19 protein-coding genes are annotated in these 20694 nt (G+C 43.6%); all 19 read right to left on the bottom strand.

The genetic code is table 11. From position 1 onward, the window contains the following. Positions 1 to 37 precede the first annotated feature (37 nt). Entirely contained in the window at positions 38 to 1069 is a 1032-nt protein-coding gene (locus B5E43_RS05285; protein WP_087394342.1) for a glycosyltransferase, read from the bottom strand. 53 nt (positions 1070 to 1122) lie between these two features. After that, complete coding sequence (locus B5E43_RS05290) at positions 1123 to 1635, bottom strand: hypothetical protein (protein ID WP_087394344.1); 513 nt, start codon at positions 1633 to 1635, stop codon at positions 1123 to 1125. Further along, a complete protein-coding gene (locus B5E43_RS05295; protein WP_087394346.1) occupies positions 1635 to 2840 on the bottom strand; it encodes a capsular polysaccharide biosynthesis protein CapF in 1206 nt (401 codons plus the stop codon). Before B5E43_RS05295 ends, B5E43_RS05290 begins: the two co-directional genes overlap by 1 nt. Position 2841: 1 nt before the next feature. Then, positions 2842 to 3891: a nucleoside-diphosphate sugar epimerase/dehydratase gene (locus B5E43_RS05300; protein WP_087394348.1), complete on the bottom strand. Its 1050-nt coding sequence runs from the start codon at positions 3889 to 3891 to the stop codon at positions 2842 to 2844. Between the two features lie 2 nt (positions 3892 to 3893). Next, positions 3894 to 5414: an oligosaccharide flippase family protein gene (locus B5E43_RS05305; RefSeq protein ID WP_087394350.1), complete on the bottom strand. Its 1521-nt coding sequence runs from the start codon at positions 5412 to 5414 to the stop codon at positions 3894 to 3896. Between the two features lie 5 nt (positions 5415 to 5419). Further along, a complete protein-coding gene (locus tag B5E43_RS05310; protein ID WP_206406932.1) occupies positions 5420 to 5956 on the bottom strand; it encodes an acyltransferase in 537 nt (178 codons plus the stop codon). Beyond that, complete coding sequence (locus B5E43_RS05315) at positions 5953 to 7110, bottom strand: glycosyltransferase (protein WP_087394353.1); 1158 nt, start codon at positions 7108 to 7110, stop codon at positions 5953 to 5955. The genes B5E43_RS05310 and B5E43_RS05315 overlap by 4 nt, the downstream gene beginning before the upstream one ends. Further along, positions 7103 to 8254, bottom strand: coding sequence for a glycosyltransferase (locus B5E43_RS05320; protein WP_087394356.1), 1152 nt, complete (start codon positions 8252 to 8254; stop codon positions 7103 to 7105). The genes B5E43_RS05315 and B5E43_RS05320 overlap by 8 nt, the downstream gene beginning before the upstream one ends. A 510-nt stretch (positions 8255 to 8764) precedes the next feature. Further along, the gene (locus B5E43_RS05325) at positions 8765 to 9820 is read right to left on the bottom strand and encodes an EpsG family protein (protein ID WP_087394357.1); all 1056 of its coding nucleotides are present in this window, start codon (positions 9818 to 9820) and stop codon (positions 8765 to 8767) included. Between the two features lie 27 nt (positions 9821 to 9847). After that, the gene (locus B5E43_RS05330) at positions 9848 to 11062 is read right to left on the bottom strand and encodes a glycosyltransferase (RefSeq protein WP_087394359.1); all 1215 of its coding nucleotides are present in this window, start codon (positions 11060 to 11062) and stop codon (positions 9848 to 9850) included. Then, complete coding sequence (locus B5E43_RS05335) at positions 11059 to 12360, bottom strand: glycosyltransferase family 1 protein (protein ID WP_087394361.1); 1302 nt, start codon at positions 12358 to 12360, stop codon at positions 11059 to 11061. Before B5E43_RS05335 ends, B5E43_RS05330 begins: the two co-directional genes overlap by 4 nt. 5 nt (positions 12361 to 12365) lie before the next feature. Then, entirely contained in the window at positions 12366 to 12794 is a 429-nt protein-coding gene (locus B5E43_RS05340; protein ID WP_275532991.1) for a glycosyltransferase, read from the bottom strand. A gap of 50 nt (positions 12795 to 12844) precedes the next feature. Continuing rightward, positions 12845 to 13939 (bottom strand): glycosyltransferase, encoded by a 1095-nt coding sequence (locus B5E43_RS05345; RefSeq protein ID WP_087394365.1) that lies wholly within the window; start codon positions 13937 to 13939, stop codon positions 12845 to 12847. Between the two features lie 83 nt (positions 13940 to 14022). After that, positions 14023 to 14982, bottom strand: a complete 960-nt coding sequence (locus B5E43_RS05350) for an SDR family oxidoreductase (protein WP_343214268.1) — start codon at positions 14980 to 14982, stop codon at positions 14023 to 14025. Positions 14983 to 15077: 95 nt separating this feature from the next. Continuing rightward, a complete protein-coding gene (locus B5E43_RS05355; RefSeq protein ID WP_087394369.1) occupies positions 15078 to 16400 on the bottom strand; it encodes a nucleotide sugar dehydrogenase in 1323 nt (440 codons plus the stop codon). Beyond that, positions 16387 to 17514 (bottom strand): glycosyltransferase family 4 protein, encoded by a 1128-nt coding sequence (locus B5E43_RS05360; protein WP_087394371.1) that lies wholly within the window; start codon positions 17512 to 17514, stop codon positions 16387 to 16389. The genes B5E43_RS05355 and B5E43_RS05360 overlap by 14 nt, the downstream gene beginning before the upstream one ends. Beyond that, positions 17511 to 18413 carry a D-2-hydroxyacid dehydrogenase gene (locus B5E43_RS05365; protein WP_087394373.1) on the bottom strand — a complete coding sequence of 301 codons (903 nt, stop codon included), beginning with the start codon at positions 18411 to 18413 and terminating at the stop codon, positions 17511 to 17513. The genes B5E43_RS05360 and B5E43_RS05365 overlap by 4 nt, the downstream gene beginning before the upstream one ends. A 13-nt stretch (positions 18414 to 18426) precedes the next feature. After that, positions 18427 to 19260, bottom strand: coding sequence for an aldolase/citrate lyase family protein (locus B5E43_RS05370; protein WP_087394375.1), 834 nt, complete (start codon positions 19258 to 19260; stop codon positions 18427 to 18429). A gap of 10 nt (positions 19261 to 19270) precedes the next feature. Further along, entirely contained in the window at positions 19271 to 19894 is a 624-nt protein-coding gene (locus tag B5E43_RS05375; protein WP_087394377.1) for a sugar transferase, read from the bottom strand. Between the last annotated feature and the right edge of the window lie 800 nt (positions 19895 to 20694).

Below are 20694 nucleotides of genomic sequence, written 5' to 3' on the forward strand. Positions count from 1 at the left end.
AAACCTTTTTATAATGAATCAATATTCAGATTTAAAGTTATGCTCTCTTGGAAGATAATTTCTTTATAAGGGCTGAGAATATAATATAGTACCATGAAAACGGGAACAAGAAACACGCAAGATTGACGAGCCAGGTTTTCTTATTACTCCCCCCCCCGATTCTTAATGTCCACCACTGTAACTGTATAGGATACAATCCTTGATCTCTCAAATCACACAAAAACTTCTTGGGCGAAATGCCCAATTTTGCGGCATCAAGCATTGCTGCCATTGTTGCTGTATCTTTTCTTGCTCTAGTATTTTGGTATCGCCAGTCTTTTTCTTCAAAATGCTCCAGCATGGACTTATAGGCGTTGGCAATAGTGAGCATGCCTTTCATATGCTGTTGCGTATGTTTTTGGTCTCTCTGATGCATGGCTGACATTACATGTTGCCGATAGTAATAAACAGTTTCTCCAACAAAACATTGTTTAGTTGGCTGGATATATAAGCTAACATAATACCCAAATAAATAATCCTCCCCATATTTCAACTCCTCGTGAAATCTTATATGATTTCGCTGAATGATATCTGTTAAAACAATAAATGACCATACTGTAGCAGAAGTTTTTGCATTCCGTCCGGTGTTTAATGTAAACGACAACTGCTCGGCTGGTGAACGGAAAATAACGCTCTCATCCTCTGTAAATGTAACATGCGGAAATAGCGCGGCTTCCAGATCGTTCTCTTCCATATATTGAATAATTTTAGAAAATGCACCTTTTGCAACCAGATCATCAGCATCTACAAATCCCAGGTATTTTCCACGCGCTTCATCAAGGCCAACATTTCTTGCCGAAGACACGCCTCCATTTGCTTTCGTTATTACTTTTACTTGAGGATTACTCTCATACCGGCTTAAAATTTGCGCAGACGTATCTGTGGAACCATCATTGACACAGATAATTTCCAATTCATTCTTTTTAAAACCTTGATCAAGTAAACTGTCCACACACGCGCCGATATACTTTTCCGCGTTATAGACAGGAACAATAATACTTAATAATACCTGGTCTTTAACATCATCCATAGGTTACTTTCCTCCCTAAGTGTTTTATGTAAATGCTCCTCTTACATTTTCGCTTAGAATCGGTAAGTTCGATTCTCTATAACAATCCCCGCCTCAATTTTCATACCCTTTGGAATGCGGTTTTCTGCCTTGACGATAGCGCCCAGACATACGTGAACGCCCTCTTCCAGCCAGCAGCCGTGGTCCACAATGGCGCCGCAGTTGACGATACAGCCCCGGCTCACCGTGCAGGCGGTATTGACCACCGCATGGGGGAGGATAATTGTTCCCGGTTCCACCTTTGCTGTGGGACTTACATAGGCCGTAGGATGAACCAGCGTCATGACAGGGATATGCGCTTGCTCCAGCTTGTCCAGCCAGGAGAGCCGCAATTCGTTATTCCCAAAGGCAGGATACATCTCTGTATTGCCATCCGCAAATGCCTGAAAGGAGGCACAGCCCCCAAGCACATCCGAGTCCTGACTATGGTCGTCCAAAAAAGCGATCTGATCATAGCGCCCAGACTGCCGGGCCAGATCCGCTGCCGTTCTCCCATAGCCTCCCGCCCCGATCATGATCAGCCGCATTACTGAACCACCTTTTCAAAAAAAGTATCCGGATGATTGGGGTCAAACTGCTCGTTAGCCCACATAACGGTCACCAGATTTTCTGTCTCGGACAGGTTGATAATGTTGTGGGTATAGCCGGGAAGCATATGGACCGCTTCGATCTTGTCGCCGGACACTTCAAACTCCATCACTTCATCCGAACCGATCTTCCGCTCCTGAATCAGGCCGTGGCCGGAAACGACCATGAAAAATTCCCACTTTGTGTTGTGCCAGTGCTCTCCTTTTGTAATACCGGGCTTGGAGATATTGACCGAGAATTGTCCGCAGCTGGCCGTTTTCAGCAGCTCGGTAAAGCTGCCCCGCTCATCCACATTCATTTTCAGGGGAAACGCCACCGCTTCCCTGGGCAGATAGGATAAGTAGGTGGAGTAGAGCTTCTTAGCAAAGGAATTGTTGGGAATCTCCGGCATTTGCAGGGTCTGCGGCTGCGCTTTAAACGTCTCCAGCAGATCCACGATCTCGCCCAAAGTGGTCTTGTGTGTAGTGGGGACAGCGCAGTACGGGCCGTTCTCCTGGAAGACAGGATTCAGGCCTTCATAGAAACAGTAATGGGCGTTCCCCCCCAGGGCGTCCAGCATTTCCTCCACCAGATCATCAATGTACAACAATTCCAGCTCAGTGGCCCGGTCATTGACCTGGATGGGCAGGTCATTGGCAATGTTGTTGCAGAACGTGGCTACAGCGCTGTTATAGTTGGGGCGGCACCACTTCCCGAACAGATTGGGGAAGCGATACACCAAGACCGGCGCTCCGGTCTCTCTGCTGTATTGGAAAAACAACTCCTCCCCAGCCAGCTTGCTCTTTCCGTAGTCAGACTGGCCGTAGCGGCCAATTAACGTCGCCTGAATGGATGAGGCCAACATGACCGGGCACTTGTTCCCGTGCTTTTTCAGCGTGTCCAGAAGCGTGGACGCAAAGCCGAAGTTGCCCTGCATAAACTCGCGCTCGTCCTTGGGCCGGTTCACGCCGGCCAGGTTAAAGACAAAGCCGCAGTTTGCACAGTATGTATCCAGCTCCTCCTGGGTGCTGTCAATGTCGTATTCGAAAATGCTGTCAATTTTTAAATTGGGGCGGGTACGATTTTTCCCCTCCTGGATATTTCGGAGATTACAAATCAGGTTTTTCCCCACGAAGCCCTTGGCGCCGGTCACTAAAATATTCATCTTACTTCTCCTGCTCCCAAGCGGACAGCTCATCCTGGATGTACCGCAGGGTGAGCAGCTTTTCTTTTACCTGGTCCACATTCAACAGTTTCGTGTTGTTAGAGTTAAATTCTGTAAGAGTATTTCGCTTGATGTCGCCCTCTTTGAAGTACTTGTCGTAGTTGAGGTCCCGTTTATCGCAGGGCACGCGATAGAACTCACCCATGTCAATTGCACTGGCACATTCCTCATTGGTGAGCAGCGTCTCGTACATTTTTTCGCCGTGGCGAATCCCAATCACTTTGATCTCATGGTCGGGCGCAAACAGCTCTGTCACCGCCTTCGCCAGCGTCTCAATGGTACAAGCCGGAGCTTTTTGAACCAGAATATCACCGCTGGTACCATGTTCAAAGGCAAAGACCACCAGGTCCACCGCCTCTTCCAGGCTCATCACAAAGCGGGTCATGGTGGGTTCAGTAATGGTAATGGGATTTCCCGCCTTGATCTGGTCGATCCAGAGCGGGACAACCGAGCCCCGGGAACAGAGCACATTTCCGTAACGTGTGCAGCAGATCTTCGTCTTCTCCGGGCTGACCGTGCGGCTCTTGGCCACGATCACCTTTTCCATCATGGCCTTCGAAGTCCCCATGGCGTTGACCGGGTAGGCGGCTTTATCGGTAGAAAGGCAGATGACCGCTTTAACGCCCTCCTCGATGGCCGCCGTAAGCACATTGTCGGTACCCAGCACATTGGTTTTGACCGCTTCCAAAGGGAAAAACTCGCAGGACGGCACCTGCTTGAGGGCCGCGGCGTGGAATATGTAGTCTACTCCGTGCATGGCGTTTTTGACCGAGGCCAAATCCCGCACATCGCCGATAAAGAACTTGATCTTGCCGGCCACCTCCGGCATCTTGGCCTGGAACTCGTGACGCATGTCGTCCTGCTTCTTCTCGTCGCGGGAGAAAATACGGATCTCACCGATGTCGGTGTTTAGAAACCCGTTGAGAACGGCGTTGCCGAAAGAGCCGGTGCCACCGGTGATCAGGAGGGTCTTGTGTGCAAATACTGACATTTCTATTTGCTCCTTTTAATCCATAATTTTTGTAGTATGGAAAATATCAAATGTTTTTCATATGTATTCATACCTATAGTCATCATCGCAACTCCATAGACAATACACATAAGCAGAATATTAGAAATAAGTCCCAGCCACACATTTGGCATAAGCATTTTAAATACGGAACCTACTACTATCGCAATAATTATAGATGGCACCAGCCCTTTGAAAAGGCTTAAATAATAATGACGTAAGTTAATTTTTAATTTTATCACAAAAATTAGATTCATTACCAATACATCACCAAGCATCAGCGATATAAAGGTCCCGATTGTTGCACCAATCAGCGGTTCCCATTGGATAAGAAATACAGTCAATATGATATTTATCAGCACAATTACAATTTTTAAAATTGCCTGTTCCCTATGTTGATTCTTTGCCCACAGGATCTGGGATCCAATTGATTCTGTCAACGTAAATAAATATGCGCTCATCAAGATGACAGCAACCACATATGCTTCGGAATTCTCCCCCCCAGCCCACAGCTCAATAAACTGCTTGCCGCACACCAAAAATCCGCCCCATATTATTCCTAAAACGATAAGGATAATACGACCAACTCTGATCATCTCGGCTGTCAATTTTTCTGGCTCTGCCCCGCACTCCACTAAGGCAACAACGCCAGGCATTAAAACGCCAGTAAAAGCGCTGCCAATAGACTGAAAATACTGGGTTACCTGTGTACCTACGCTATATACAGCCAAAATAGATGTCGATGCAGTTACTAGCGATCCTATTAAGATTTGATCCACACTAGCATTAATTTGTGTTGCCACCATCTGCAAGAGAATCAGTGAGGAATACGCAACAATTTCTTTTATAAACCCCAACTCAATTCCCGTAAACCGGGGAACTAGCTTGATTTTAATCAATACGTACAACACAAAGAAAGCTCGAACCAATACCGTCATCAGTAAATTAACCGAAACAATACCAAGGCTTCCCATCCCGCACTTTAGTACAACAACTGTTAGAAGCATACGGATCAAAATCTGTACAATAGACGCGACTTTTGAAACTGCAAACTGCTGAAATGCAATGATGACGTTATTATATGCCGCGGTTCCTAGTGTTACTGCGGAATTGAGCATGGTAATTGCGAGAAGTTTCTGACCTAATATAATTTCATTTTCTGTCAGCCCTTTTGCAAATACAGACGGGAAAACTACTATCAAAACAAAACCGGCAATTAGTGCAATAATCCCGACGATAAGATAATATATCGTCGCAACTCCAAGAAATTTTCTCGCTTGATCCTTTTCGCCAGTAACGCGATATTTGGCAATAAACCTGATTATTGAATTGCCTACCCCAAGATCTAGCAATAGAAGATATGCAACGACTGAAGCAGACAGTTTGTACACGCCATATTCTGCCTGTCCCAAGGTCCTGATAATAAATGGGGTAAGCAGCAGAGTGGAACAAACCTCAAATATCATTAAAACATATGATAAAATCACACCAGTTTTTCTGTCCATCTTCTTTATTCCCGGTATTTTATTACTTTAGCAGGAATTCCTACCGCAATAGCACATTCAGGGATGGTCCCTTTCACTACACTTGATGCGCCTATAATGGCTCCATTTCCGATCTGAGAACCTTTCAGTATTTTACAGCCGGCAGCGATCCAAACATCCTCGCCAATGGAAACGGAGGAAACTGTATTGGCCTGTTTACGCATCAACTCTCCTGCACGAATGCCATGATCTGTATCTATTATATAGGACTGTGCCGCAATCATAGTATTATCTCCGATTTTGACCCCCCCGCCATTTTTTGAAGCGTAAATAACTGTTCCGTTCCCAAGATCTACATTGTCCCCTATCTCGATTAGCCCATCGCCAAAAAGCATTACGTCCGGGTAAAAAGTAACGTTTTTCCCAATTTTTAAATTTTTATTAATGAGCGTTATTGATCCCACCAAATTGGCATGATACCCTGTTTTCGCACGAAAAACCGCATTCCGGTAAGTCCTTTTTAGTTTTTGCCATATCCGGTCATACAACAGCAATAAATTCATATTTCTACCTCTAACAAAAGCTTTATATTCTCTTGAAAATCTATATCAAGTTCATGAATAATGCTGCGGCTATCATACGACTTATCCAAATCAATGCTATGGATAGCGTCTGCCACAGCTCCCGCTGTTGGTTCATCATAGTAATGAATAAGGCTCCCTATTTTTGAGCTCTGTAGACATTTTAGCCGCTGCGCCACTACATGTAAGCCGTTGGATAGATACACCAAAACCTTAGAGGGAAAAGTACTATCAGCTGATGACATGGTATCTGTACTATATTTGTGGGTACTCAACGCAATCTGACAACTCTGTAGTAACTTATAGTACTTTTCACCACTTACCATCCCATGGTATATAATTTCATTTCCATCATTCGAATCATTGTACTCTTTAACTGCATCATAAAGAGCTTTTAAATCTATATCGTCGCCAAATCCACAAATATGAAGTTTATATTTCTTTTCTAGGCACTTCATAGCATCAATCGCTAAAAACGCGGCTCCTCTTTGCCGCTCAATCACACCGGCGTAAATTAGATTTATTGTATTCATTTCATGACAAGAATTATTTTGATAGATTGGCGGCAAATCATATCTTCCGTATGAGATAATTTTCTTTTTATTATTTTCTAATTTTTCTGCAATTAAATCATTTACGCACAAATAAGCTTGTGGTAATTCAAAAAATCTTCTTTCCCTTTGTTTCAAATATTTATTTTCATCACTCAGTTCAGAATATACATCTTCAATTTCTAAAACAAAATTTTTCCTGAATAATTTTTTTAGAATGGTTACAGGTCTGTCGTAAAACATGGAGTGATAGACCAATATTATGTCATCTTTGTCCACAGTCAGCAATCTGTAAATTATTTGGCAATAAATAAACATTATGCTTAATTTATTTAATATAAAATACTTAGTTCGAAAAGAGGATACATAGGTTTCACGGGTTCCATCCTTGTGAAGTATTGTATTCCCGTGGTAAAATCCTTTTTGTTTTGTTGGTGCCGCAGAAAATAGGTTTACAGAATAACCACAATTCTTTATTTTTTCACTAATGTACTCTATTTTACTCCATACCGAGGGATAGGAAGTCAAAACATCTTTGTTATCCTGGTTTGCGTAAAAACATAGATAGTGTACAGTTTTAGACATGACCTATCTCCCCCTCGTAGATATCTGCAATCTCTTTCACACTTTCTTCAATTAAGTATCCTTTTCCCCTAAATTGCTTGATGACCATATTTCTGTCTTGTTGCTTTCTGAATATATGCTTACACCCAGCAGTTACCCACTGATCAACATCTAACGAGCAAAATTCTATAAGTCCCAGGCCCATATCTACCTCCCTTGGAACTGCTTTAGACGCAATAATATAAACTCCTGCCGCCTGAGCTTCCAATGCAACAATCCCTAAGCCCTCAAAAAGAGACGGAAAAAGATATACATCCATAAGATGTAATAGATCAGGAACATCATTGCGAACACCTATAAATCGTACGTTGCCGTCAAGGCCTAGTTTATGTACTCGGCTCTTTACATTTTCCAATAAACCACCATCAGGCCCCCCAAGAAGTAGGACTGCATTAGGATATTTTTTCACAATTTTCGCAAATACATCAATAGTAAATAAAGTGTTCTTCTTTGGTTCAAACCGCGTAATATTGCCAAAAATAATATGATCGGCAATATCGAGTTCTTCTTTTAATGCTTGCTGTTTATTCTCATTTATGTCTATAAATTGTGCAATATCTATTCCGTTGTGGCTAACAATGCCTTTTGCTGCAAAGAACTCTTTGCCATACAAATATTCTCCTGCCAGAGTGGAACATGCCAAAAAGTGTGTTGCATTTTTTTTAATTAATAGCTCTTCCCACCAAATATAGGCTTTTCTCAAAAAAGTATCGCTGTCTTTTCCTGATGTATCATGAGAGTGTGAGATACGAATTGGAACACCCGCTAGCTTCGTTGCGACCAACACCCAACTATTTGCAATGTTTACATGGGAATGCACCGCTTGATATGGCCCATATTTTTTTATTACGGATATAATTCTATAAAGAAATATTGGTATTCTTTTTAGAGAGGGAACTCCACAAAAAAAAATTCTCCCACCTAAATTATGAATAATATCTGTATAATAAGGATATTCTTTTTCAACAAATACTAAAAAATCAAAGGAAAAACGTTCTCGATCTATGTGTCTGAAATTGTTTACAATATACGCCTCTGTCCCGCCTTTTTCTAGACATGAGACTACCTGCAGTATTTTAATTTTTTCCATATACTTTTTGCTCATGTTTTAATTCACCTTTCAATACTTCTCTCCCCGTTTAGGTTAAGTGTTGTTACACATCCGTATGGCGCAGTGCCCTCAACCTAATATTGATACCCCATCACATTGCAGTGTAGCCCTTGGTCACTCTCCGCATTTAGATGACGCAATTTTGGCAACACTTATCTTGAAAAAGGAGAAAACAACTGGGCCTGCAGCATCCATCTGGACAGGACACTCGCTTGATTCTCCCCCCGGTCCCCATGCTGGGAAAAAGCTTCAGCATAATATCGGGGGCAATTTCCAGTGTCTTACCTGGGCAAGGCTTCGTATTCAAAGTTCCACTTGCCGATATGATCTCCACGGGAACGCCATTTCTGGCCAATGTGCTGGCAATGTAAGTCATTTTATTTGTGGCAGATAAAACATAATTTCGGTTTTCGCCTTTATTTTGCTCACAATCGTAGTAACCGATATACTTCATGATGCCTTGCCCTTTCCGGATAAAAGTCATTCAGCAAAAATGTTAACCGTTCATATTTGCCAAAAATATTTGAGATCTGCATACCCGCCCGTATATAGTATGTAAGCTAAAAAAATAAGTGAAACAGAGGTAAACAGCACTTTTTTGTTCTTTCCATTTTGATGGGCAATTATATTTGGAACAGCAAATAAGGCTCCCATAGAATAGTAATAACTCATTCTAAATGCCTCTGCTATGATAGAGCTGGCACCTTGTATGCATAGCCCTATAACCATAAGGTTAATGTATATGTTTATATTTTCTATTTTTTTCTTATCTTCATCCGCTGCAACAACTGTATTTTGAAAGAAAAGGCAAAAGATCAGCATGGCCAGCTGAATAAAATATCCGCTCCAGGTCAATGCAGATTCCGTATCGCTGTATGATGCAATACTTTCATTCCAAGCGAAGTTTTGTATGAGAGTACGGATATAACCAGGAGCAAGTAAACAAATTCCCAAGGCTACAATGACCAAAACGAGTTGCTTAAAGTTTACCTTTGCCCGCGCTACCCAATACGCAGGGAAGAATATTAAAGATGATGAATGACACAAAAATGCCGCGGCCATAAGTAAAACGTATGCAGGCAATTTTCTGTCAATAATCTTTAGATATGCAAGCAAAACCAATCCAAGCGCAAGCGTTTGCCTTAGACCAGACAAGGTAAACCGATAATACAGGGCCAACAAACCCATTAGGCTCACAAAAATATCTTCTGACTCCCGATAAAAGCATACACAAACGCAAACAGCAAAGAATAGCGCAATCGCCGCCATCCAAATTTCAGTACTCAATCCCAGGTTTGAAAACAGTTTTGCGATTGCGTAAAAGCCGAAATCTTTCAGGTCGCCTGCAATATACCGCTCCCATAAACGACTGATGGATGTTCCGGTCAACGATAAATAGCTATTGCGATAAGCTATTAAATCCCCATAAGAGGAGACTGCTTTACATGCCGAAATTGCAAATAAGCAAAAACAAACCCAGATACAAGTTCTTGTTCGATCAAACTGTTTGGATTTTGAAAAGAAAAAAGTCAACACAACCGCTATGATAACTAAATACATAGTGCTTCCTCTGATATAGCTTTATTTTTACTTCATCTCGATCAACGTCTGATACAAACCAACCGTATCTGCAATCAGCTCTTCTTTTTTAAACCGCTTTTCAACAAAGTCCCTGCAGCTTGCTGAATAAAACGATTTTCCTTTTTCTCCAATCTCGCATACAAAATGATATATCTGTGACAAATCTCCCACCGGTACAATATACCCGCAATTCTGACCCACAATTTCCGGGCAGGCCGTGGAATCATATACAATGGCAGGCGTCCCACATGCCATTGCTTCAGCAATTACTTTTCCAAATGTATCCTCTTTGGACAAATGAATATAAACATCAGCCGCTGAATATACTTGCGCCAACTCTTCCAGTCCATGTACATACCCCACGGAAGTAATATTGCTGGGAAGAGGGCTGCTGGAATTCACTGCGCCTGCCAAAAGGATGTGCATATTTTCTGGCAGTAATCTTGAAAGGCCAATCAGATCTTGATATTTACTGCTGTGCTCATTCCAACCGCCGCCAATACACAGAATCAGCAGTTTTTCATCCGGGATTTGATACTTCTGGCGTATATCTGTATTTTGGGGATAAAATCGATCTATGTCAATCCAGTTATAGATTCTCCGGATCACAGCCGCATGCTGTAAAAAAGATTTTTTTGCCTCGTTGGTGATCCAGTCAGAGACACCGATCACACCTAGACGCGGAATCGCAGTAAACAATTTCTTTTTGTCGCTCCACATTTTGGGGGTGCGATCAAAAAACCAGCTGGCATTGTCATTTTTTATTCTCGGACAGCCATAGCACCCCGTTTGCCAGCGCTGACAACCCTGTATCGTATAATGAGTACATTTACCAGTAAAAAACCAGCAGTCATGAAGGGTAATAACCGTAGCAATATTCTTTCCCCCCAAATAGTTCAACAGCATGGGTAAATGGATATAGTTTCCATGAAGATTATGCAAATGGACTACATCAGGAACCAACCTGTCCAATTCCCTCAGCAAAGCCTTGGTCGCCCCCGCTGAAAAATAGCCTTGCTCTCCACTCAAGCGAGAAAATAGGGCATGTGCCTTGTGATCCAGCTTGCTGCCAAGCGGAAAAACATTTGCGTCTATACAATTCCCATCTGAAGTAAAAACATAACTCTCCTGCCCCAGATCCATTAGTGCCCGGTGCAGTTCCATTGCAATACGGCCCGTGCTGCCCGTTTGATAGACTGCATTGATTTGAACGATCTTCATTGCCTTGCTATCCTCACTAAATCTTCCTTGAGCATTGACTGCATGGCTTCTTTATTATGATGCTTTCTCCCGCATTCGTATGCTTTCTTACCATAGTCTGCAATAATTTGAGGGGTTTCAATGATTTTCTTAAGCTTCACGTATATTTCTTTTTGATTGGAAGCAACCACTGCCGCATCATTATCTATGAGATGTTGAATAGACGCTACATCACGGGGACCAACCGCAAAAATCAGGCGAGCCGCCTTAAAATAATCCACCAACTTTGTAGAAAAAGATTGACGAACCACAAGGCGGTTTTTCAAATCAAGCGCCTCAACATGCACAAGAATGTCAGCATCGGTTTGGATTTTCAGGATCTCACTTGCTGGAACTGCTCCCATTACAAAAGAAGACATACCTCTTTGCAACGCCTTTTCCATTTTTGTGGTCAACGGCGTAGTTGTGTAAATATACAATTGTGCACGCACACCGCTTTGATTAATCTGTTCCAATGCATCTGCAATCATCGCAAGACTTTTCCAGCGGTTAGTTCCAATATTACCAGCAAAGACCAGCTTTAATGGCGAATGGTATTGTGATTTAACTGGTGGATCACAGGAAAAATCCAAAGATTTAGTCAAAATTTTACATGGCACACGAAAAATCTTTTCATATTCCTGTTTTTGGAGCTGAGAAATCACATATAATAGTTCACACTGCTGAATGGTTTCCTTGACTTTTCTTCGCTTAATTAATCGATCGATCCAAAAAAGCGGGGACAGAGAAAAGCGGTGCAACGTGTACACATCATCTGACACGTATCCAATCATCGGAGCATCCGTATATCTCTTTACATATTGGGCGATAACATTGGGATGTGGAACAAAATAAATCGGTTGAAAAATCAAATCCGGTTGTACTGTGTCCAAATAATATCTTAAATCAGGGGAGTTCCAGCGGCCAAATTTCCAAATGAAATCTCTAGCCCAAAACAGCAACATCCAACGTTTTTTTCGAGCAAACGATTTCACAGAAAGATCCAGTTTCTTTGCTTCCGATCCGGAAATAGGACGAGACGCAAGTATCTCCAGATTAATTTCATGTCCGGTTTTCCGAGTTACATGAAGCATATTTTCCACTAGATCCTTTTCTGAAATAGAAAAGCATGAACTAACAATGGGATCAACTTCTGTTACGGGATTTAGGGCAATACTTGCAAAAGTTAGTCCCGGAATATCCTTAAATAAGTTTGAATAAGTATTTCCAAAACTATTGTTGCTCGACCAGGGAGTACTGGAAATCACAAGAATTTTCATATGCTCTACTCCAAGCTTCTGCTCTTTTCCATATAATATTCCATTAACTGTTTGGCACCGTTATTCACATCATACATCGTCTGGCGAATTTCATCTGCCCAACATGTTTTTCCGCAACCTTTTAACTGACGCAGTTGCCGAACCCATTCATCAACGTTTTCCACAGGAAGAAAGATTGTTTGCATTTGAGGAAACAGCTTCACGTCCGTCGGAACCCCTTTGGATAAAACACACGGTAATCCAACGCTTTCTGCTTCTAACGCCGAAACAGAAAAGCCTTCAGAAATCGACGGGAGAACAAAAACATCCATAGCCTGCAACAATCTTGCGGTGTCTTTCCGAATACCTGTAAAAATTACCTTATCTGCAATCTGCAAGTCTGTGGCAAGTTTTTGTGATTCCATACGTCTCGAGCCGTCTCCAACCAAAAGCAATCGGGCGCTTGAGTAAAAGGGTTAAACCTGCCAACATAATTGGTACTCTATCACTTTAAACAGTCCATATAAAAGTTCTCCAGCCATTTTGCCGAGGTTTTGATATCATACCCCGCCTGACAAATGGCTTCTATTGTATGTGGCCTGTCACGAGGCGCTGCCAAAATGCGCTCCGCCCACAGTTCCGGTCGCTGAAGAGGCAAAAACTCGCATCGTCCGGTTATATCGGCCTCGCGCGGTACCTCCTCGCTGCTCAAACAGGGTAATCCTGCCGCCTGAGCTTCTATCAATACCATACCAAGCCCTTCAAAAAAGGAGGGTAGGATAAACACATCCATAGCTTGCATCATCCGGTCCACATCGGAACGCACACCAGTAAATACCACGCGATCTGATAAGCCGGCCAGAGCCAATGCGTTTTCCGCTCCCTCTCTGAGCGCTCCATCCCCCACCCACAGCAGGCGGGCGTTTGGCTCTTTATGACAAAGCGCCTTAAAAATCTCCACGATTCCCATAGGATTCTTGACTTGGACAATCCGTCCAACGGTCCCAACCACGTAATGATCGCCCAATGACAGTTCGCATCGCACCTCCTGCGCAATCCGAGGATTAAAAGAAAACCGTTCTGCATCCACTGCATTTGGCAATACAGTGAATTCTTTATGGGGAAATAGCCACTGCCCCGCCGCTTTGGAACAGGCCAAGCAGTAGTCGGCTTGCCGTTCTACACCTTTACATAGCATTCGTTTGAGTTGTGTTTCCCACCAATTGGGACCGGATACCGATGTACTATGGGAGTGACCTACTGTAATTCGTCCCATCTCATGGGCTACTTTGAAATAAACTGCACTAACAGAATAGTAGTGTCCATGGATAATTTGATGTTCTGGATGATCTTCTAAATGTTGCTTCCACCATGTACAATAGAATTGATGGTTATATATTTGATATCTAGGCGCTTCGTAGATACGTCCACCCAAGGAGTGGATTTCTTCTTCAAACGCACCTTTTTGGGGGCCATGCTTCACAAAGTCAAATTGTATTTTGCTATGGTCGATCCGGCGGTATAGATTCATGCACATACTTTCTGCACCACCGCGGTCTAACAGAGAAAAAACACACAACACACGAATTGGATATTCCATTTACTACTATCTCCCTATTTATTAAGTCTACCCCATTCTCATGTGCGTCAGGTTTAAGGGGCGAGTCTCCCCTTTCCAACTGCTCAAAGGTTTTCCTTGTACCATTCAATCGCGAGCTTTATTCCGTCTTGAAAGCTATAATCCGGATCATAGCCGAGCAGTTTCCTTGCTTTCGAAATATCCGCGTGGGAATGTTTGATGTCGCCCTTGCGGTCTGGTCCAAAATTTGGCTCCACATCAACGCCGAGCGCTTTGGTCAGGCCGTAATAAATGTCGATCAGGTATTCCCTGCCGCCGTAAGCAATGTTGTATGCCTCACCCGCCGCCTCGTGCGGGGCCAGGCACGCCTTAAGATTGGCCTCTATGACATTCTCAATGTAAGTAAAATCACGGCTCTGCCTGCCATCGCCGTTAATCGTGGGTGTCTCGCCTCTCATCAGCTGCTTGATAAACTTCGGGATCACCGCAGCATAGGCTCCATCGGGATCCTGCCGGCGGCCGAACACGTTAAAATAGCGCATCCCGTAGGTGTCGAGCCCATAAAACCGCGTATATAGCTTCGCCCATTCCTCGTCGCAGCGCTTGGTCAGCGCGTAAGGAGAAAGCAAATTCCCTTCGCGGCCTTCGGTCTTCGGCAAATTCGGTTCGTCTCCGTAGACGGACGAGCTCGACGCGTAAACAAATTTTTTCACGCCGTTCTGCCGCGCGGCTTCCAGCATATTCAAAGTGCCCTCGATATTGTTTTTGTTATAAAATAGCGGCATCTCCAATGAACGCGGCACACTGCCCCATGCAGCCTGATGGAGCACATAAGTAGCCCCTTTACATGCACACATACAAGTATCTAAATTCCTAATATCGCCTTTCATAAATTCATAATTAGGGTATCCCAGAAAGATGTCCACATTCTTTTGTTTCCCTGTAGACAGGTCATCCATGCACCGAACTTTGTACCCCATATTCAAAATCGCTTCACACAAATTTGAGCCAATAAAGCCAGCTCCACCGGTTACCAAAAAAAGCGTGCCGCTGTCAAATTTCAAATTTGTATAGCCCATCTCTACACCTTATTTCAAAAACATTCTATATTTATAATATATAGATTCAAGTAAAAGCCTGTTTCTCGCCAAATAACAGTTTATAGTCTCCAATACCGATAGCCCGCTGCTTCGTACTGTTTACGGTCCAAAAGGCCCTTGATATCCACCAGGACTTTTTTATCATTTTCCACCGGCTTAAACATTTTGTCGAAATCTGCCTGTGCAAGGTCTTTGAAAGCATCATGCGCTACGGCGAGCACAACCGCGTCGCAGCCTGTAATCGAATCCATATCGACAAATTCCACGCCGTAAAGCCGCTTTGCCTCATCGCGGTCGGCGGTCGGGTCTGCGATGACGGGCACTATCCCGTATTCGCCAAGTTCTTTGACAATATCAATGATTTTCGTATTGCGTGTATCCGGACAATTCTCTTTAAAAGTAAAGCCCAAAATCGCTACCTTAGCGTTTTTGATGGAAACGTCGGCCACAATCAGCTTTTTCACGATATTTTCGGCAACATACTTACCCATATCGTCGTTAATTCTGCGCCCGGCCAGAATGATCTGACTGTGATACCCGAGTTCCTCTGCTTTATAAGTTAAATAATAAGGGTCTACACCAATGCAGTGGCCGCCTACCAGCCCAGGACGGAAATTCAAGAAATTCCACTTGGTCCCGGCGGCTCTCAGCACAGAGAGGGTATCGATGCCCATCTTCCCAAAAATAATGGATAACTCATTCATAAACGCAATGTTGATATCGCGCTGACTGTTCTCAATGACCTTGGCCGCTTCCGCAACCTTGATAGATTCGGCTCTATGGACCCCGGCATCTACCACAATTTCATATACCTTGGCCACATTTTCCAAAGTCTCTTCATCCATTCCGGAAACGATCTTGGTAATCGTGCTCAGGCGGTGAACCTTGTCGCCCGGATTGATACGCTCGGGAGAATATCCAATCTTGAAGTCCACTCCGCACTTAAGACCGGACTCTTTCTCCAGGATGGGCACACACACATCTTCCGTCACACCAGGATACACAGTGGACTCAAAGACTACGATGGAGCCCCTGGTAAGATTTCGCCCCAGGATCTGGCTGGCACCCTCTACCGGGGTCAGATCAGGGGTGTGATCATCGTTGACGGGAGTCGGAACCGCGACAATGTGGAACTTAGCAGCCCTAAGCCGTGTCTCATCTGCTGTAAATTCTACAGATGTACTCTGAATTGCCTCATCCCCAACCTCATGAGTGGGATCAATACCAGACTTGTATATTTCTATTTTTGTAGCATTTAAGTCAAATCCAATAACTTTCACGCCACGCTTTGCGAACTCTATAGCTATTGGCATGCCTACATAACCTAAGCCGACTAACGATAATGATGCTTCCCGCCGTTTAATTTGCTCAAATAGCATAATCTCTCTTCCTCTCTTTTATCTTGAGCGCATCACACATCGCTTGATTGACAATACGCACATCATATTTTTCTCGACAATATTCTACACTGGCAGAGCCCATACTTGAAATTAGCTCTGGGTGCTCAATAAACTTCATCATCTTCTCTGCAACGGCTTTGCCATCACGAATCGGCACTAGGAAACCGGTCTTACCATCTAAAACAGTACCTCGGCAGCCAGGAGCATCGGTTGTAATGATTGGACGTCCCATTGACATCGCCTCTAAAACTGTCCGCGGTGTTCCTTCTCGGTAAGATGGCAGAACATATACAGAACATTGGCGATAATAATCTGCTACTCGATCTGTCTCTCCATAATAGTCAATAATTCCATGATCAATATAAGGCTGGAGCGCTTCTCTAGATAGCGAGTCTTGGGTGTTTTCACATGCTCCAAGTAACATACATCTAACCTGTGGATATTTTTGCTTGACAATTGTACAGGCTTCCAAATATTCCCGAATTCCCTTAGAATACATCACTCGAGACAGCATAAAAAATGTAACTTTTGGAGGAAACTCCGCCACAGGAAATCGATCCATATTCACGCCAGAGCCATTGACCACAACACATTTCTCTCGATTTACCAGATGACGCTGAACAAACTCATCAGCATCATTGCTGTTCTGAAAAATTGCCACATCGCAAGACCAAAACGCCGCCTTATATAACATGGACATGATCAAGCGAATGATCCTCGCTTTCACGGATCGAGCTGTAAAGGCATAGCCAACCCCTGTAACCATGGCGGCTTTATGCGGCACTTTGGCTAGTTTCGCAGCAATGGAACCGTAAATTACAGGCTTGCTGGTATATCCCAGCACCACGTCTGGACGTTCTTCCCGGACCAGCTGCATCAAGGCCCTTAAATACCGAAGATCGGCCAACGGGTTCAGGCCATTTTTGTTCATGGGAATTTCCTTAAACTGTACTCCCAGCGCAAGGATTTTTTCCAAATTATCTCGATTCGGTCCAGTTACAATTACATCATATCCTCGCATCTGGATTTCCTTAATCAAATCTCCACGGAAATTATATACCGTTCTGTTCTTGGGTGAAATTAAGAGGACCTTCATTCCGTAGCCTCCAAGTTTTTAGAAATTGTATATACCATTCTTGTTGAGATTCCTTCGCCAACAAAACTGTTATGCGGCGTAATGATCACATTTTGCATATCCCACAGGGGACTATCCGGCGCTAACGGTTCTTCCTCAAATACATCTAATAGCGCCCCGCCAATATGCGGCAGCACTGCGGTCAGTGCGCTCATGTCAACAATTTGGCCCCTGGAGACATTGACCACAACCGCCGATGGCTTTAACATATTTAAGCGCTGTGCCGCGATCAGATGGGTCGTCTCTCTTGTCAAGGCAATAGTCAGCACAACAATGTCTGCCTGCGGTAGTACTGTATCCAGATTCAAATCATCCAGCGGTAGAACCGCATGATAGTCTTTACTCTCAAAAACTGTACGGTTAATACCAATCACGCGGCAACCCAGTGCTGTAAATCGCTTTGCACATTCGCTACCTACGCTTCCACATCCCACAATACAGACCGTTTTCCCGGTTAACTCCAGGCAATCCCGCCGTTTGACCCACTGATGCAACTTTTGGCTGCCTAAAAAGAACGGAAGCTGTCGATAGAGCGCCAATACACCGGCAACTACATGTTCCGCGATTGGAATACTGTATACGCCTTTCGCATTATAAATTTTAATTTTATGTGCTCTGACATACTCCATGGGAACTCGATCATATCCGGCACTGGTAAGCTGAATAAATCGTAGATTTTCAAATTTTTCAATTGGGTGCGTCAAAAAGAGGCCGTTGGCAATCACTCCTTCAACCCATTCGGGTTCACATGGCAAAGCATCCCGCTCCTGCTGCATAAACACCACAGCATGGCCCATTGCTTCGATCTGTGAAATATGCTTTTTTGCATCACTCCATGCGCCAGTAACTAATAAATTCACGGGAAAATCCTCTTTACTCTTTCGCAGCGACGATGGCTGCAACTTTCTCTGCCACAGCTATTTTATTTTTCATAAAATAATCGCGGTACATTTGGCATTCTTCCTCTAAAGCTCTAATCTGCGCAATCCCATGGTCAAAAGTATTTTTGACCATATGGATATCTACGTTTTTTGTGGTATCACAAAAGCTACGGGAGAGGATTGCGCAGGTTGAACCAAGCCGGTAGTGCTCCTTGATAATCATCTCAGCTGGAAGTGCACCTTTTCCCAGCGAAGCAATTCCCCCAAACCCATATGGAATCCCTTTTTCTCTAAATTTGTTGCACAGCCGCTCGACAGTTCCATCTGTCAAAAGTTCAAACATAAACTTTTTTCTGTATCCAATGCTCAAATCATTTATCCCAATGTGAACACAGTCGATTCCCTTCAACTGAAGGATGTCATCAATAATGTTTACGGACTCTGGTGTTTCAACAAGCAACATCGTCTTTGCTCTTCCCGCTACACAGGAAAGAAACTGCTTCACTTCCAAAAGTGTCTTAAAATACGGCAGCATAATAATATCCGCACCATTTTGAATCGCAGTGTCAATTTCCTCCTGCGAGGAGCAATATTCTTCTGTTGCTTCATGAATCGGATTTACCCGGACGAGAAGCTCGGCAGTGCGGATTACTTCAGAAATTGTTCTTACATCATCCAGAGTATGTTGCGATTGTACGGTATCCATGCCGCCCTGTCGGCTTGCTTTCCCTATATATTCCAAATCAACGAATATTCTATCTACGCCGGCTGATTCCGCAATTCTTGCTATTTCAGGCCGGTTTGTTATGTACATCAACTGTAGCATTTCTTTCTCCTTACTTCTCCACGGGCCGCTTATTCTCTTCTTTCACAGTCTCTGCAACATTTTCATTGTCAGCATTGCAGAGAACTTTAAATACTGTCATAAACAGAATTTTGAGATCCAGTAAAAAAGAGCAATTTTCCGCATACCACACGTTCATTGCAATCCGATCATGCCACTCAACCGTCTTTCGGCCATTGACCTGTGCCCATCCAGTAATCCCCGGACGCAGATTAAACATCTTCCGCTGTTCTTCCGTATACTCCTCCCAGGGCCACGGATGGTATGTCAGAGGCGACCGGAAACCAATCAAACTACAATCGCCTTTTAAAACGTTAAAAAGCTGAGGCAGTTCATCGATGCTCGTTGCCCTAATGATTTTCCCAACTCTACTCACACGGGAGTCATTGCTGTCAGAATATACCCCACCTTCTTCTGCTCCTACACACATAGAACGGAATTTATACATGGTATAAACGGTTCCATAACGCCCTAAACGTGGCTGCTTAAAGATCACAGGTCCAGGCGAATCAAGTTTTATTGCTAGAGCAACAATAGCCATGGGAATTGCAGCTACAACTAAACCTATTATGGATAGGACAATATCGAAGAATCTTTTCCAAAATCTAACGTACATTATTTTTCTTCACCCTATCTCCTTCATCGTTTATAGTTTTCACAAAATTTTTCTGATTCTTTTATATAAAAATATAGTACCCGTGGGCCAAGTGTCCGCGGGTACTTTTTGGGTCACAATTCGGTTTTTGCGCAAGGAAGAAGCATACTGCACCCCGTTCCGGATCTCAAGCCTGCGGTGACGGGCTTCACCTCGCATAGCTGACCAAAATAGCTTCCAAAAAACAACCTGCGACAAAATACTAATGGTTTTTTTATTATACCAAGTGCATTCTATATATTCAAGTCAAAGACTTGAAATTTCGAAAGAAGTTTTTTTACATAAATCAGTTATTTGCGCCAAAAAAGTTTCGAATGGATTGGAATTTTACTTGAATTTTACTCATAAACCTCATTCTCCTCCAGCCGTTGGCCCAAGTTTTGATCTGGACAGGAAGCAACACATATACGGGATTTATAAAGGCCTTGAGGGAAATTTTTCGAGAATGAGTTTCTAAAAATGGGGGAATTTCCCACCGAATATCTTTCTGCTTACTTGTGCGCTCCATGGACACACTGCCTACAGAAAAAGGTGCACTGTTTCGACGGCAAGACTTTCGTTGCCTCTTGCCTAGCGTTCCACACCTAGTCTGCCGGCGTTGTTGCCGGACGGTTTTGGGCTGACAGCAGCGCCGGTGCCTCTGAGGTTCCTCTCTCTTTTGAGCCACGGTGTCTAACTCGGTTCCACGGCACGTCTTTTCCAGAAGAAACAGCAGCTGTTTCTTCCACCGGTCCTTGAGGGTGCTCCTCGCGATCTGCTTT

The organism is Flavonifractor sp. An100 (assembly GCF_002161175.1).
Classification (GTDB): domain Bacteria; phylum Bacillota; class Clostridia; order Oscillospirales; family Oscillospiraceae; genus Lawsonibacter.

What these genes read in the sequence shown, in the direction of transcription:
- B5E43_RS05285 (WP_087394342.1), bottom strand. Translation starts at nt 1,069, where the DNA reads ATGGATGATGTTAAAGACCAGGTATTATTAAGTATTATTGTTCCTGTC.
- B5E43_RS05290 (WP_087394344.1), bottom strand. Translation starts at nt 1,635, where the DNA reads ATGCGGCTGATCATGATCGGGGCGGGAGGCTATGGGAGAACGGCAGCG.
- B5E43_RS05295 (WP_087394346.1), bottom strand. Translation starts at nt 2,840, where the DNA reads ATGAATATTTTAGTGACCGGCGCCAAGGGCTTCGTGGGGAAAAACCTG.
- B5E43_RS05300 (WP_087394348.1), bottom strand. Translation starts at nt 3,891, where the DNA reads ATGTCAGTATTTGCACACAAGACCCTCCTGATCACCGGTGGCACCGGC.
- B5E43_RS05305 (WP_087394350.1), bottom strand. Translation starts at nt 5,414, where the DNA reads ATGGACAGAAAAACTGGTGTGATTTTATCATATGTTTTAATGATATTT.
- B5E43_RS05310 (WP_206406932.1), bottom strand. Translation starts at nt 5,956, where the DNA reads ATGAATTTATTGCTGTTGTATGACCGGATATGGCAAAAACTAAAAAGG.
- B5E43_RS05315 (WP_087394353.1), bottom strand. Translation starts at nt 7,110, where the DNA reads ATGTCTAAAACTGTACACTATCTATGTTTTTACGCAAACCAGGATAAC.
- B5E43_RS05320 (WP_087394356.1), bottom strand. Translation starts at nt 8,254, where the DNA reads ATGAGCAAAAAGTATATGGAAAAAATTAAAATACTGCAGGTAGTCTCA.
- B5E43_RS05325 (WP_087394357.1), bottom strand. Translation starts at nt 9,820, where the DNA reads ATGTATTTAGTTATCATAGCGGTTGTGTTGACTTTTTTCTTTTCAAAA.
- B5E43_RS05330 (WP_087394359.1), bottom strand. Translation starts at nt 11,062, where the DNA reads ATGAAGATCGTTCAAATCAATGCAGTCTATCAAACGGGCAGCACGGGC.
- B5E43_RS05335 (WP_087394361.1), bottom strand. Translation starts at nt 12,360, where the DNA reads ATGAAAATTCTTGTGATTTCCAGTACTCCCTGGTCGAGCAACAATAGT.
- B5E43_RS05345 (WP_087394365.1), bottom strand. Translation starts at nt 13,939, where the DNA reads ATGGAATATCCAATTCGTGTGTTGTGTGTTTTTTCTCTGTTAGACCGC.
- B5E43_RS05360 (WP_087394371.1), bottom strand. Translation starts at nt 17,514, where the DNA reads ATGAAGGTCCTCTTAATTTCACCCAAGAACAGAACGGTATATAATTTC.
- B5E43_RS05370 (WP_087394375.1), bottom strand. Translation starts at nt 19,260, where the DNA reads ATGCTACAGTTGATGTACATAACAAACCGGCCTGAAATAGCAAGAATT.
- B5E43_RS05375 (WP_087394377.1), bottom strand. Translation starts at nt 19,894, where the DNA reads ATGTACGTTAGATTTTGGAAAAGATTCTTCGATATTGTCCTATCCATA.